This is a genomic window from Oceanobacillus timonensis (assembly GCF_900166635.1).
GTDB classification, from domain to species: Bacteria; Bacillota; Bacilli; order Bacillales; family Amphibacillaceae; genus Oceanobacillus; species Oceanobacillus timonensis.
In genome coordinates this window covers 4,002,621-4,017,017 of sequence record NZ_LT800497.1, presented here as the reverse complement: position 1 = coordinate 4,017,017, position 14,397 = coordinate 4,002,621, and the positions used below count along the sequence as shown (strand labels likewise).

11 protein-coding genes and 1 pseudogene are annotated in these 14,397 nt (G+C 38.9%); 10 read left to right on the top strand and 2 right to left on the bottom strand.

Annotated elements, in window-relative coordinates; genetic code table 11:
- Positions 1-233 precede the first annotated feature (233 nt).
- Positions 234-1,353 (bottom strand): IS3 family transposase gene (locus B7E05_RS19700; RefSeq protein WP_143833266.1). Its coding sequence is split into 2 segments (ribosomal slippage): positions 234-1,086 and positions 1,085-1,353, totalling 1,122 coding nucleotides; the frame shifts between segments, so codons are not numbered across the junction.
- Between the two features lie 107 nt (positions 1,354-1,460).
- Between B7E05_RS19700 and B7E05_RS19695 the strand changes: the two genes are divergently transcribed.
- The 8 genes and pseudogenes from B7E05_RS19695 to B7E05_RS19660 all read left to right on the top strand — a co-directional run bounded on the left by B7E05_RS19695 (position 1,461) and on the right by B7E05_RS19660 (position 9,977).
- Positions 1,461-1,760, top strand: a complete 300-nt coding sequence (locus tag B7E05_RS19695; protein ID WP_080875803.1) for a Dabb family protein — start codon at positions 1,461-1,463, stop codon at positions 1,758-1,760.
- 93 nt (positions 1,761-1,853) lie between these two features.
- A pseudogene (locus tag B7E05_RS19690) lies at positions 1,854-2,473 on the top strand (NUDIX hydrolase).
- Between the two features lie 222 nt (positions 2,474-2,695).
- Entirely contained in the window at positions 2,696-3,463 is a 768-nt protein-coding gene (locus B7E05_RS19685; protein ID WP_080875802.1) for an HAAS domain-containing protein, read from the top strand.
- Between the two features lie 78 nt (positions 3,464-3,541).
- The gene (locus B7E05_RS19680) at positions 3,542-4,030 is read left to right on the top strand and encodes a nucleoside 2-deoxyribosyltransferase (protein ID WP_080875801.1); all 489 of its coding nucleotides are present in this window, start codon (positions 3,542-3,544) and stop codon (positions 4,028-4,030) included.
- A gap of 193 nt (positions 4,031-4,223) precedes the next feature.
- A complete protein-coding gene (locus tag B7E05_RS19675; protein ID WP_080875800.1) occupies positions 4,224-5,213 on the top strand; it encodes a LacI family DNA-binding transcriptional regulator in 990 nt (329 codons plus the stop codon).
- Between the two features lie 98 nt (positions 5,214-5,311).
- The gene (locus B7E05_RS19670; protein ID WP_218672706.1) at positions 5,312-6,967 is read left to right on the top strand and encodes an alpha-glucosidase; all 1,656 of its coding nucleotides are present in this window, start codon (positions 5,312-5,314) and stop codon (positions 6,965-6,967) included.
- Between the two features lie 16 nt (positions 6,968-6,983).
- On the top strand, positions 6,984-8,432 hold the full coding sequence (locus B7E05_RS19665) for a PTS transporter subunit EIIC (RefSeq protein ID WP_080875799.1): 1,449 nt from the start codon (positions 6,984-6,986) through the stop codon (positions 8,430-8,432).
- A gap of 54 nt (positions 8,433-8,486) precedes the next feature.
- Entirely contained in the window at positions 8,487-9,977 is a 1,491-nt protein-coding gene (locus B7E05_RS19660; protein WP_080875798.1) for a glycoside hydrolase family 32 protein, read from the top strand.
- Between the two features lie 278 nt (positions 9,978-10,255).
- Here the strand turns inward: B7E05_RS19660 and B7E05_RS19655 are convergent, their stop codons facing one another.
- A complete protein-coding gene (locus B7E05_RS19655) occupies positions 10,256-11,233 on the bottom strand; it encodes a glycine betaine ABC transporter substrate-binding protein (protein WP_080875797.1) in 978 nt (325 codons plus the stop codon).
- 425 nt (positions 11,234-11,658) lie between these two features.
- On the opposite strand from B7E05_RS19655, the gene copZ reads away from it, so the two are divergent.
- Both copZ and B7E05_RS19645 read left to right on the top strand, forming a co-directional pair.
- The gene (gene copZ / locus B7E05_RS19650) at positions 11,659-11,865 is read left to right on the top strand and encodes a copper chaperone CopZ (RefSeq protein ID WP_080875796.1); all 207 of its coding nucleotides are present in this window, start codon (positions 11,659-11,661) and stop codon (positions 11,863-11,865) included.
- 104 nt (positions 11,866-11,969) lie between these two features.
- Positions 11,970-14,396, top strand: coding sequence for a heavy metal translocating P-type ATPase (locus B7E05_RS19645; RefSeq protein ID WP_080875795.1), 2,427 nt, complete (start codon positions 11,970-11,972; stop codon positions 14,394-14,396).
- Position 14,397: the final 1 nt, after the last annotated feature.

The window sequence follows — 14,397 nt, the reverse complement described above, 5'->3', positions numbered from 1 at the left end:
AAGTGCGGCAAATCATTCTAAAATATGAGAATTATATAATCATTATGCTGGAAAAGTAAAGTGGACCCCATTGTCAAGACACCAATTTTATAAAAATAAGGTGAAACCATTATTTCATCTTTATCCCATCTTAATGACCAGGTTTTCCTGTGCCAGAGACTGTCAAGGGCGGTCTTTCCCTTGACAGTCTCTGGCACAGGAAAGATAATCGCTCCAGATGGGATAATGATTATCTAATGAAAATAAATCGAAGCCGGTGTTTGATAATCCAATGATTGATGCGGACGTTCATGATTATAAAAATCCATGTAATGGCTTATATTGCTTCTGGCTTCTCTTGGCATCTCATAGTCTTTTAAGTAGACTTCTTCATATTTCAGGCTTCTCCAAAAGCGTTCAATCATGATATTGTCCAATGCACGTCCCTTGGCGTCCATACTGATTTGTATGGATGGTTGTTCCTTTAAAAGATGAATATATTTTGGGCTTGTGAAATGGCTGCCTTGATCACTATTAAATATGTCAGGTGTACCCACCGTGAATGCACATTGGACAGCATTTAGGACAAAATCCATTTCCAGTGTCTGATCCAATTCCCAGCTTATAATATAGCGAGAGTACCAATCAATAATTGCTGTTAAATACATCCAGCTATGATGCAGGCGAACATAAGTTATATCAATACTCCAAACTTGATTCGGACGGGTAATATTCACTCCTTTCAATAAATAAGGATAAATACGATGCTGCAGGTTCCGTCTACTCAAATTTGGACCTGGATAGATGGCTTGAATGCCCATTTCACGCATATGACGCTGTACCCTTTTCCGATTAATATTCACCCCTTCTTGATTTAATAACTTGGTAATTCTGCGTGAACCGAAGAACGGAAATTTGGTATAAATCTCATCAATACGATGTTTTATGGCAACTTCCTCGGCAGATGGCAATACAGGCTTGTAATAAAGACTGGAGCGATTGATTCCAAGCAATTTAGCCTGTTCTGAGATAGACAGATCCGAATCTTGCCACTCCACCAATTCCATACGTTCTTTTTTAGTCATGGTAGATGCCAGATTTTTTTTTGAGCCACGACAATTGCGTGGTTAATTTTCCGACTTCTGCATACAAGTTTTCTACTTGTTCTTCATGTTCGGCTCTCATTTTTTCTAAGTCTTTGTTTTGCTTTTCAAAGATTTGAGGCATCTCTTGCAGAAACTGTGTTTTCCATTTATGAAGCTGATTCACATGGATTCCATGTTCCGATGCTATCTGACTCATGGACTTTTCTTCCTTTAAGATTTCTAACACGATTTGTGATTTGAATGCGGATGTATATCTTTTTCGTTTCATATACCTACCTTAACATCTCCTTTTTTCGTGTCTAGATTCTTGGGTCCATTATAAAGCGAGTCTATGATAAACTTTACATATATAACGTAAATAGGGAGTTGTTAGAGATGATTAAGCATATTGTACAGTGGAATCACGGTGAACATTTCAGTGAAGCAGAGAAAAAAGCGAATGCGGAAAAAATAAAAAGCGAGTTAGAGAGTTTGAAAGAAATGGTAGATGGTGTTGTTTCTATTCAAGTCATCATTAACCCTCTGGCGACAAGTGATCGTGATATTATTTTAGATAGTGAATTTGAGACAGAAGAGGCTTTGCAGCAATATCAAATTCACCCGGAACATGTTCGTGTATCTAACTTTGTGAAAGAGTGTGTGCAGGATCGGGTTTGTGTCGATTATCAATTATAATGAAGTATAGATGTAGCGTAAAAAGATGTTCTATACGGTTTTTACTTGGGAAGGTTAGTTGCAGTGTGTCAATAAGGGAAGGGATGCGGTCTGATGAGTGATAAATGGCTGACATGGGCAAAACAAATCCAATCCATAGCGCAGGCAGGATTAACTTTTACAAATGATATGTACGATAGGGAGCGATATGAGCAGCTTCGTACATTAAGCATCGAAATAATGAACGAATATACGAATTTGGAATTTGAATCCATACGGGATTTATTTGCGAATGAAACAGGGTATCAGACCCCGAAAGTGGATGTACGGGGCGTGATTTTCAAAGATAATCGTATTTTAATGGTCCGTGAAAAGCATGATGATGCATGGGCTTTGCCAGGTGGTTTTTGTGATGTAGGCGAATCACCAAGAGAAAATGTTACCAAAGAGATTGAGGAAGAAGCGGGTTTTCAGGTTGAACCCAGGAAGCTGCTGGCGGTTTTTGATACGAATAAGCATGCACATCCGCCGCAACCTTATCAGTATTATAAATTATGTATCCTCTCTGTGAGGTTATAAGTGGAGAAGCCAGCTTAGGTATGGAGACAAAAGGAATTGATTTTTTTGCTGCGGATAACCTTCCTCCTCTTTCGTTAAATCGGAATACAGAAACACAAATCAAACGTTTATTTGAATTTTTAAGAGACACGGAAAAACCAACTTTATTTGATTGATATGCTCCTCTTGAAAAATTACTCTTCCACGTGAAAGAGTAATTTTTTTCTTGCGCGATAGGGTAAGAAAAAACGATTATTTAGCTCCCCCTGAAGCGAATGAGTCGTTTTCCTATCCGGATTTCTTGTAAAACAAGAAAATGTCCTTTAGAATAGGGATGTTTTTATAATGTCGAGATAAATAAACAAATGGATATAAAAATGACAGAAAGGAGCATAGAAATGGATCGGTCAAAATTAAGCTCAGAAAGTAATCGTTTTATAGAAAAACTGCGACTGTATTTATTTTCTCAAGGCATCGAACAATCGGATATCGAAGAAGTTGCTGATAATCTGGCGCAGAGGCTCTATGAAATGGAACAAAATAATGAGCCGATTGAACCAATTACGGAGCAATCACCACAGGAATATTTAGATGAGCTGAAAAAAGCAGTGAATAAGACAAAGGCACCATCTTTATCCTGGCTGATACCTTATATTCTTATTGGTGCGATTGTTTTTATGGTATTTGGAGATGTGTTACGTGGTGTCTTATATGGAGAAATTGTTGCATACAGCTTTTTCCGGATTCTGAGTACAGCTGTGATTAGCGTGCTGTTTATCGTGGGTTCTCTGCTTGCAGTAAAGTACACTGCTAAAAATGAGGTGACAGGGGCAAAAGAATATCAGATTTTCGCCATTCCCGCTGTTATCAGCATGCTTTTATTTATAGCCGCTTATTTTATGGATGGCTACGTGGAAACGTCGCTCGTTACGATTCCATTCTTAGGAAATGTCATTCTGTTAGGAATCGTGATAGTTATAGCAATCCTGTTGTCTATTTGGGCGAAAACATGGATTTTGCCTGTTATTTTAATTGCTTGGAATTTCCCTCCCCTGATTTTGGAAAATACATCGCTTGGAGTGGACATGCAAGCATTTATGAGTATTATTCTGACGGTGTTGATCGTCGGGGCTTATATTTATTTGGAGTCTCAGGATGAAAAGTAGTTGCAAACAAGCGTATTTTGTTAAAATGTAAAACAATAGAAAGATAATCTAAATGAAATAAGATAAGAGGTGCTTGCAATGAAGGGTTATTTGGCAAATGGTTTATTTTCGATGGGAGATCGTTATGTAAATGAACAACTGGCAAAAGCGGTACGTGAGGCTGTTCCAGAGATTGATTTATATGTACCTCAGGAAAATGCCGCAATTAATGATAAGTCAGCTTATGCGAACAGCGAGATTATTGCAGAAGCGGATTTATCAAAATTGGAAGAGAGTGATATTTTAATTGCTGTGCTGGATGGTGTGGAAGTAGATTCCGGTGTAGCCGCCGAAATTGGAGCTTTTTCCATGCTTCACCGTCCGATTGTCGGTGTATTTACAGACACTCGCCAGCAAGGTAGAGATAATCAAACAAAGATTGCCGCGCTTGTAGAAGACGGGTTAGAAAATCAATTTGTTTATCGGAATTTATTTTTGGTGGGATTAGTGAAACGAAACGGTGTGATTACCTCTTCATTGGAGGAGGCAGTGGAGGCTGTTTTAGAGATAAGAGATAAACAAATGTAAAGGTCTGAGGAGAAAATCAAAGTTATCATTCCAAGTTAGGCAGGAATGCATTTGATTTTCTCTTTTTCATTTTATACACTAAAAGGCTGTGTAAGAATCACAGATTACAGTACTATCCGTGAAAATAGCACAATAATAGGGTATACTATTTTTATAATAGATGATTTTTCAAGATTGAAAGGATAGACAGTCAATGGCTACAATACGTGATATTTCTGAAAAAGCTGGCGTTGCAAAAAGTACGGTATCCAGATATTTAAATAACGGCTATGTTAGTGAAGCTACAAAGAAAAAGATTGAGCAAACGATAGAAGAATTGGAGTATATTCCAAATTCGTATGCACAAAATCTGCGTTTAGAAAGCAATCCCACAATCGGCGTAATCATCCCAAGATTTGATTCTTATTCGGTAACCACAACATTGCAAGGGATTGATAAGGAATTAAAACAGCTGCATTATAATATTCTCATTGAGAATACGGACAGAAGCTCTGAAAGAGAAATTGAATACTTGAAACGCCTGGCAAAAATGAAGGTTTCCGGTATAATTTTTCTTGCAACGAAATTAACAGAAGAACATATTCATACGATAGAATCCATTGAAGTACCTGTTATTATTATTGGTCAAGAAGATAAACGGTTAAACTGTATTGTTTATAAAGACTATGAAGCAGCTTTTGATCTTGCGGAACTTTTAACAACTTACGATTTCCAGAAAATTGCTTACCTTGGGGTAGATGAAGCGGATAAGGCAGTTGGTATTTTAAGAAAAAAAGGCTTTATTGACCGGTTTGCGAAAGAACAACAGGGAGAAGTATCCATCTATTACACGGACTTTTCCATCGAAAATGCAGTTCATAAAACGAATAAGCTATTAAATGAAATAAGGCCAGATTTATTAATTTGTGCAACGGACAATATTGCGATAGGTGCAATGAAATCCATATATGAAAAGAAACTTCGTATCCCTGAAGATATTTCTGTGACTGGTTTTGGTGATTATCAGATATCCAGTTATTTATCCCCTGCATTGACAACGGTTCATTATGACTATAATAAGGCTGGATATATTGCTGCAAAAAATATTGTCAGGATGAAAGGAAAGAAATCTTTTCCAACAATAACACACATTAATTATCAGGTATTGCCAAAAAATAGTATAGACAAAACAAAAAGAAAGTGATAGTATTACTCAATATTAACATTTTAATCAATGTGGAACCGATTCCTCATATGTATATGGAATCGGTTCCACAATTTGAAATAAGGAGGATTCACCTCGTGGAAACAAAATGGTGGCAGGATGAAGTTGTTTATCAGATTTATCCGAAGAGCTTTTATGATTCGAATAGTGATGGTATCGGAGATTTGAAAGGGATTACACAAAAGTTAGATTACCTGGAAGAGTTAGGGATTACAATGATATGGATTTGTCCAATATTTTCATCGCCAATGGTAGATAATGGGTATGATATCTCTGATTTTGAAGGGATTAACCCGGAATTTGGAACGATGGATGATTTCGATCAGCTTCTAGAAGAAGCGAAGAAGCGTCATATTAAAATTATATTGGATTTGGTGATTAATCATACTTCAGACGAACATCTATGGTTCCAGGAAGCATTGAAAAATCCAACGAGCAAATATAGAGATTACTATATTTTTAAACCGGGAATAGAGGGCAATCCGCCGAATAACTGGCGATCTATTTTTGGTGGTTCGGTTTGGGAGAAGGTTCCAGACGAAGATCTTTACTACTTGCATGTATTTGATAAAAAACAGCCGGATTTAAATTGGGAAAATAAAGAAATGCGTCAGGAATTATACGGGATGATTAATCGCTGGCTGGATAAAGGAGTGGCTGGATTTCGTATTGATTCCATTACTTTCATCAAAAAGGATAATGATTATGCCAGTCTGCCGCCAGATGGAGCAGATGGACTTGTGTCCTGTAAACATAAAACAAGAAACAGGCCCGGAATTGAAGATTTTCTAAATGAATTGAAAGCGAATACGTTTGAAAAGTATGATGCTGTAACAGTTGGGGAAGCTCCGGGAGTAAAATATGAAGATTTTAATCAATTTATTGGGAAAGACGGTTATTTTTCCATGATTTTTGACTTTCATTATGCAGATATTGATGTGGAATCAGGATCAGATTGGTTTAAGCGTACGAATTGGACTATTCCGGAATTGAAGGAACTATTATTCCGTTCGCAAAAGGCATTCCAGGAAGCTGGTTGGGGAGCGAATTTCCTGGAAAATCATGACCAGCCCCGTGTGTTGTCCAAGATGGTAAGAGAAGCGGAATGGCAAACGCCTGAAACAGCGAAAACATTTGGCATGCTGTATTTCTTTTTGAGAGGAACGCCTTTTATTTATCAAGGACAAGAACTTGGGATGAAAAACTTTAACCGGTCAACTATCGGAGAGTTTAATGATATTTCAAGTATTGATAATTATCATCGTTCGATGCAGGAAGGCTTTTCAAAAGAAGAAGCACTTCAATTTGTTAATTTAAGAAGCCGTGATAATACAAGGACACCTTTTCCTTGGAACAATGAGCAGTATGGGGGATTTACTTCTGGAACACCATGGCTTGGGATGACAGAAGAGTATCCAGAAATTCATGCAGCAAATAATTCGGTTTATACATTTTATCAACAATTGATTCAGTTAAGGCAGAATAGTGAATTAAGTGATACGTTCACTTTTGGAGATATCAGAGAAATAAAAGATGTACCGGAAGAAGTCATTGCATATGAGCGTCTAAATAAAGATAAAAGTGTCACAGTGCTGGTTAATTTAAGTACAGAAAAGAAAACGGTTCTATTAAATCGTCCCGTTGAGGATATTATTTTATATAGTCAAATGAAGCCTTCGATAATAGGAAGCGAGATTGTATTAGAACCTTATCAAGGAATCGCTGTTAGCTGAAAAGGAGTGAAAAAGGATGTCTAATGATCAATATAATCAAACAGGCGAACAAATCATAAAGATTATTGGAAAAGACAATATTGAATCAGTAACGCACTGTGCAACGAGACTGCGTTTTAACGTCAAAGATAAAGATTCCATTGATACAGAGGCAATAGAAGATATTGAACTAGTAAAAGGTGTTTTCTATAACTCTGGACAATTCCAAGTCATTCTTGGTACAGGAGTTGTTAATAAAGTTTATAAAGCTATTACTGGCGATTCTGATGAGGAAGATGAAACACAATCGGATAATCAAGGTTCACAAGAGCAGAAGCCGAAGAAGGGGAAAATACAACGTGGCGTAAGAACGCTAGCCGATGTATTTATCCCAATTATTCCCGGGATTGTCGCAACAGGACTTTTCCTTGGATTACAAGGTGTATTGTTGAATGAATCTGTTTTAGGGTTCTTTGGCACAACACCGGACGCTATTCCGGAATCTGTATTGGCACTGATTACTGTACTGACAGATACGGTATTTGCTTTTCTGCCGGCATTAATTTGTTGGTCGGCCTTCAAGAAGTTTGGCGGTACTCCGATTATAGGATTTGTTATTGGGCTGATGCTTGTGTCACCTGCTTTGCCAAATGCTTATGAAGTGGCCGATGCGACGTCTAGTGTAGAACCACTGATGGCATTCGGTTTTATCCCGATTGTTGGGTATCAAGGTAGTGTTTTGACCGCACTTGTTGTTGGTATTATAGGATCCAAAGTGGAAATAAAGTTACGAGCGAAAATGCCAGATTCCCTAGATCTAATGTTCACTCCATTCTTTGTTATTCTTGTTGGTGTTTTAGGTGGGTTGTTAGTACTTGGACCAGTACTTCATATTGTTGAAAATGGTCTTGTTTATGTGGTTAATGGCCTTATCCATGTGCCATTTGGAATTGGCGGATTTATTATCGGGTTAATTTATCCGTTAGCCGTTATCACTGGAATGCATCACTTGTTCTTAATGATTGAAACAACCCTGCTTGCTTCGACCGGGTTTAATCCGCTTATCACGTTATGTGCCATGTACGGATTTGCCAATGCCGCCGTTTGCTTTGCAATCAGCCGTAAGAGTAAGAAAAAGAATATTAAAGTGATGGGAACCAGCGCTGGTATCACACAGCTTTTAGGTGTCAGTGAACCTGCACTCTTTGGTATTATCATTCGTTACGGAACACGTCCGTTAACTGTGATGCTCCTTTCTTCAGCTGTGGGAGGAATGGTGCTGTCTATTTTGGGAGTACAGGCTAATGCATACGGATTGGCAGTTATTTTATCTCCATTAATGTATATTTACAGCGGTTATCAATTTGTATCGTATATTATTGTCGGTGTAGCTACCTTTATTTTAGCGTATATCCTTGCTTCTTTGTTCGCTGTTCCAAAAGAATTATTAGAGCCTGATGAAAAAACAGCAGCCAAAAATTCCTGAAGGCAGTGATATACAGATTAAAAAGGAATGTAGGAAGGAGCTTCTGAAAATAATATGGAATGGACAAGAGACATGCGGTATCGTCATTACCATGAAATGACGGATACAGAAGAAAAAAAATTACTGGAAAAAGTGCATAAAAGCATATGGAGACAGCAGTTTCACATACAGCCTCCTTACGGGTTATTAAATGATCCAAATGGCTTTGCTTTCTATCAGGGAAAGTATCACTTGTTTTACCAGTGGTTCCCTTTTGGACCTGTTCATGGAATGAAGCATTGGTATCATGTGGAATCGAATGATTTGGTTCATTGGGAAGACAAAGGATTGGCAATGGCTCCTGAATATAACCATGAGAGCCATGGTATCTTCTCAGGTACAGGTATTGTTAAAGATGAATTATTGTATTTATTCTACACTGCGAATAAACGTGATGAGAACTGGAATCGTGAATCTTGTCAAAGCTTTGCTGTGATGAACAAAGACGAAAAGATTATCAAGCAGGAGAAGCCGATTATTCCCAAACAGCCGGATGGATATACTGCGAATTTTCGGGATCCAAAAGTATGGCAGCACAAAGATAAATTTTATATGATTGTAGGAGCAGAAAGAGAGAATCATACTGGGTGTTTGCTTCTCTATCAATCAGATGATTTGCTGGACTGGAGCTGTCAAGGTGAGCTGAAAACGGACTACGAACAATTTGGATATATGTGGGAGTGTCCGGATATCTTTCAAGTGGATGGAAAAGATGTATTGATGCTTTCTCCTCAAGGTCTTGAACCAGTAGGAGACACTTATCAAAATGTGCACAACTCTGGATGTTTTATTGGGCATTTTGATGATGAAAAACATCATTTCAAAAGTGATACCTTTCAAGAATTGGATGCCGGGTTTGATTTTTATGCGCCTCAGACAACGCAGGCTCCAGATGGACGCCAAATTTTAATTGGCTGGATGGGACTTCCAGATACGTCTTACCCAGCTGATAAAGATATGTGGGCAAATTGCTTAACGATTCCAAGAGAACTGCGTATAAAAAATAATAAAATCTATCAATCTCCGGTAAAAGAAATGGTCGAAAAGAGAGGTTCTGTGGCAGAATGGCATGGTAAATTGAATGGAAAAGAAAGAACGCTGGATGATTTTTCGGATACTGTTTACGAACTGAACTGCGATATGACAGTAGAAGATGGTATTGCAGGATTAAAGCTGCGTACGGGAAAAGAAGAAGAAACGTTGATTTATCTAGACACAAAACGTAATAAGATAGTACTTGACCGTACAAATTCAGGAATTCCAATAGCTGTAGATTATGGTACTGTACGCCAGGTTACCTGTACAGATAATAACATTTCTTTACGTGTGTTTGTAGATACTTCTTCTGTGGAGATTTTCGTCAATGAAGGTGAATTTGTCTTTACTACAAGAATTTTTCCGAAAGAAGAAAGTAAAGGGGTTAAACTATTTGCTGAAAACACGACAGCCTCTTTTGATATAAAGAGGTGGGAATATCTATCTTCATCAAACCCGAAAATGTTATAGAATCAATTTAAAAAGGTTCCGGTAATTATGCCAGCAGGTATTGCCGGGACTTTTTTATTGAAGTGTGATTCACCTTGGCGAGGAAAAATATTGTACCGTTTCCGATTCCATCAAAGCAGATATGCAGTTTAGATGAATTTTAAATGGTGAAGAGCAAGGTGCATAAGGAATGAAAGAGCCGAAAGTCAGCAAACGATTTGATTTGTGTACTTCCGGCTCTTTTGCCATTGCAGACTCGAATAAAATGCAACTCTATGACAACAGTCAGATTTGCTTTTTTATTCCAAAGCCGCTTTTACTTTTTCCTCTGCTTCATCTGTCACCCATTCTGTCCAAAGATCCTCGTTTTCTTTCAAGAATTTTTCAGCAGCTTCTTCCGTACTTGCATCTTCCTCCTGGATATATTGCAGTGCATCATTGGCAATGTCACTAGAAGTTTCATAGTTGCTTAAAAATTCGACAACTTCCGGTGCCCATTCCTCCAAATCATTGCTTACGGCGATATCAATATCCTGGGCGCCCATTTCAGAAAGTGGACCTTCTGGATCTTCTTCCAAAAGCGGTGTCATATCATACATGCCCATCACCCAATTTGGTTCATAGTTATACCCAACCCATGGTTCGCCACTTTCGTAAGCGTCTAAAAGGGAAATATTGATTGCTGATTCCGAACCTGGGCGGAAGTAGTTATAGTATTCATCCAAACCGTATTCGTCAATGCCATCAGCAAGCATCTGATCGACTTCCCAGCCGGATATAGCGCCGACAATTCGCCCTTTGCTGCTGTCATCCGGGTCTTCGAAAACCTCCCAATACTCGGAGAGGTCGGAAACGTATTCCAAGTCAGGAGTCATTGGTTCGATTCCGCGTTCCGGATCTCCTTCAATCATATATGTAGGAACATATAAGCCTTGGAAATTGTCATCAAAGTTCACAGAAACCTTTTGATAATCTCCATCTTCCAAACCTTCTGTATAGCTTTCTCCAAGGTTCTGCGTCCATACTTCCATATGTACATTAATTTCCTGATCTTCCAGTCCAGTCATTAGCGCAGCAGCGGATCCTGTCATGGTTTCTGTTTCATGACCATATCCGTTGGAAATAATAAAACCGGCGACATCATTATGAAATCGTAAACTATCCCAGCCTTCATCGGCTAAAACGATAGGACCGCCTTCATTTGTTGTTTCACCACCACATGCGGCGAGCAGGATGAAGGAAAAACCAATTAACCAATAACTTAATTTCTTTTTCATCATAAAATTCTCCTTATTTTTGATAACTCGATTATTAAAAAATAATATGGATTCATAAGACTATCTTTAAGATTAACGGGAATACAAGGGAGTATCAACTGGGCAATGTCCCTTATATAAGTGTTAAAATGCCGTAAAATTGCGAAAAGAAGTGTTTTTTACTAGATAATCATATAAAATCGGCTAATTTGTTGAAATATAACGCATTCTAGCGAATTTATCTCATATACACCCTATCCTGTTTAAAAAATAGAAGAATGATTGAACGAAATGCAAGCATGATAATAGCAATCCTATTCATCCTGGAACAGCAAGTTTTATATGCTTATTGTTAAGAGCGAAAGGTGAGGGAATAAGTAAAGTTCTTGACAATACCTACGAGGGGTATGTTATGATAAATATAGAAAGTAAGAGGAGGAGAAAAAATGACTAACGAAACGATTCAAGTACAAGGTATGTCGTGTGATCATTGTGTAAAAGCTGTTGAAGGAGCTGTAGGCGGTTTAGACGGTGTGGATACAGTAAATGTGCATCTTCAGGAAGGAAATGTGGATGTTTCCTTTGATAATGAAAAAGTAAAACTGGATGCAATCACAGAAGCAATTGAAGACCAAGGCTATGATGTTGTTTAAATAAAAATGTTTTTATTTAAACTTTTCCAGACCGTGTGAAGGATTTTACACGGTCCTCTTTTTAAATAACTACATACCCTTTACAGGTATAGGAGATGGTTTAAATGGAAGCTACAAAAGAAGTTACATTACCTATTGAAGGGATGACATGTGCAGCTTGTGCTACCCGAATTGAGAAAGGCTTGAAGCGAGTAGACGGTGTGGAAGATGCCAATGTGAACTTTGCGATTGAAAAATCGACCATTCACTATAATCCAGAGCAAACGTCTGTAGTGGATTTTGAGAAGAAAATTGAACAGTTGGGTTACCATGTGCAGCGTGAAAAGCAGACCTTTGATGTAGAGGGAATGACGTGCGCAGCTTGCGCTAACCGAATTGAGAAACGATTAAATAAAATGGATGGCGTGGCAGAAGCTAATGTGAATTTTGCATTGGAAAATGTTGCAGTAGAATATAATGAAGATCAAGTCACTTCCCGGGATATGATGGAAGTGGTAAAGAAGCTTGGCTACGCGCTTAAGCCTCAAGTTTCGAAGGAAGAGACAACAAATCGGAAGGAAGAGGAAATTCGTCATCAAACCGGAAAATTTATCTTTTCTGCTATTTTAACCTTACCTTTATTATGGACGATGGTGACCCATTTTTCCTTTACTTCCTTTATTTATTCGCCGGATATGCTGATGAATCCATGGGTGCAGTTGGCACTGGCGACACCTGTTCAGTTTATTGCAGGGAAGCAATTTTATGTAGGAGCTTATAAAGCATTACGAAATAAAAGTGCGAATATGGATGTGCTTGTTGCTTTAGGAACATCGGTGGCCTATTTATACAGTATCTTTCTCGGTATCGAATGGCAAATGCAAGGCGCGGCTGGCATGCCTGAATTATATTTTGAAGCTGCTTCCGTGATTATTACATTAGTATTGCTTGGTAAATTATTTGAGGTACGTGCTAAAGGACGTACAGGTCAGGCGATTAAAAAGCTGTTAGATATGCAGGCAAAAACAGCCCGTGTTATTCGTGACGGGGAGGAACTGGAAATTGCTATTGAAGAAGTAGCTGTTGGCGATCACATTATTGTTCGTCCCGGAGAAAAAATACCTGTTGATGGAGCAATTGTTAAAGGGAAATCAGCTGTAGATGAGTCAATGATTACCGGGGAAAGTATTCCGATGGATAAAAATATTGGCGACACAGCGATTGGTTCTACTATCAATAAAAATGGCATACTGACAGTAGAAGCGACAAAAATTGGAAAAGATACCGCGCTTTCACAAATTGTGAAGGTAGTAGAAGAAGCACAGGGAAGCAAAGCAGATATTCAGCGTGTAGCAGACCGTGTATCTGGTATCTTTGTTCCCGTCGTGGTTGGTATTGCTGTGGTAACATTCCTGGTTTGGTACATTTTTGTTTCTCCTGGAGATTTACGTGCAGCCTTAGTGCCTGCGATTACCGTCTTGGTTATTGCATGTCCTTGTGCACTTGGTCTGGCGACGCCAACATCAGTGATGGCAGGTTCAGGCAGAGCTGCGGAACTAGGTGTACTATTTAAAGGTGGAGAGTATTTAGAAAACACCCGCTCTATTGAAACGATTGTATTAGATAAAACGGGAACAGTAACAAAAGGGGAACCCGCACTGACGGATGTTATTCCTCAAGGAAATGCTGCGAAGGAAGATGTATTAAAAATGGCTGCTTCCGCTGAGAAACATTCCGAGCATCCACTTGCGGAAGCCATTGTGAAAGGCGCAGAAGAACAGCATATTGATTTAATTGAAACAACAGATTTTGAATCGATACCTGGAGCCGGTATCCAAGTGACATGGGAGGGAGAACCTCTCTATATTGGAACAAGAAAATTGATGGAACAGCAAAACATGGATATCAGCAATATCGAAGAAACAATGACAGAACTGGAAGCTGCCGGTAAAACAGCCATGCTTGTCGGTTTTCAAGGCGTGCTTTCAGGAATCATTGCCGTTGCCGATACCGTAAAAGAAACATCGAAAGAAGCAATTGAACGTTTGCATGAACAAGAGCTGGAAGTTATTCTGCTGACAGGGGATAATGAACGGACTGCGCAGGCGATTGCAAAAGAGGTTGGCGTCGATCGTGTGATTGCTGAGGTTTTGCCAGACCAGAAAGCAGATGAAATCAAGCGGCTCCAACAGGAAGGCAAAAAAGTAGCGATGGTAGGTGACGGTATTAACGATGCTCCTGCTTTAGCAATTGCAGATATCGGAATGGCCATTGGAACAGGAACGGATGTGGCAATTGAGGCAGCGGATGTAACACTGATGCGCGGTGACTTACACAGTGTGGCTGACAGTATTGAGCTAAGCGCCAGAACAATGCGGAATATCAAACAAAATCTATTTTTCGCTTTTGCTTACAATTCTGCGTCGATTCCAGTTGCTGCGATTGGTCTATTAGCTCCTTGGGTTGCCGGAGCGGCAATGGCATGTAGTTCCGTTTCCGTCGTACTCAATGCGCTCAGACTTCAACGCTTGAAGCTGAAAAGGGAGGCGTAAT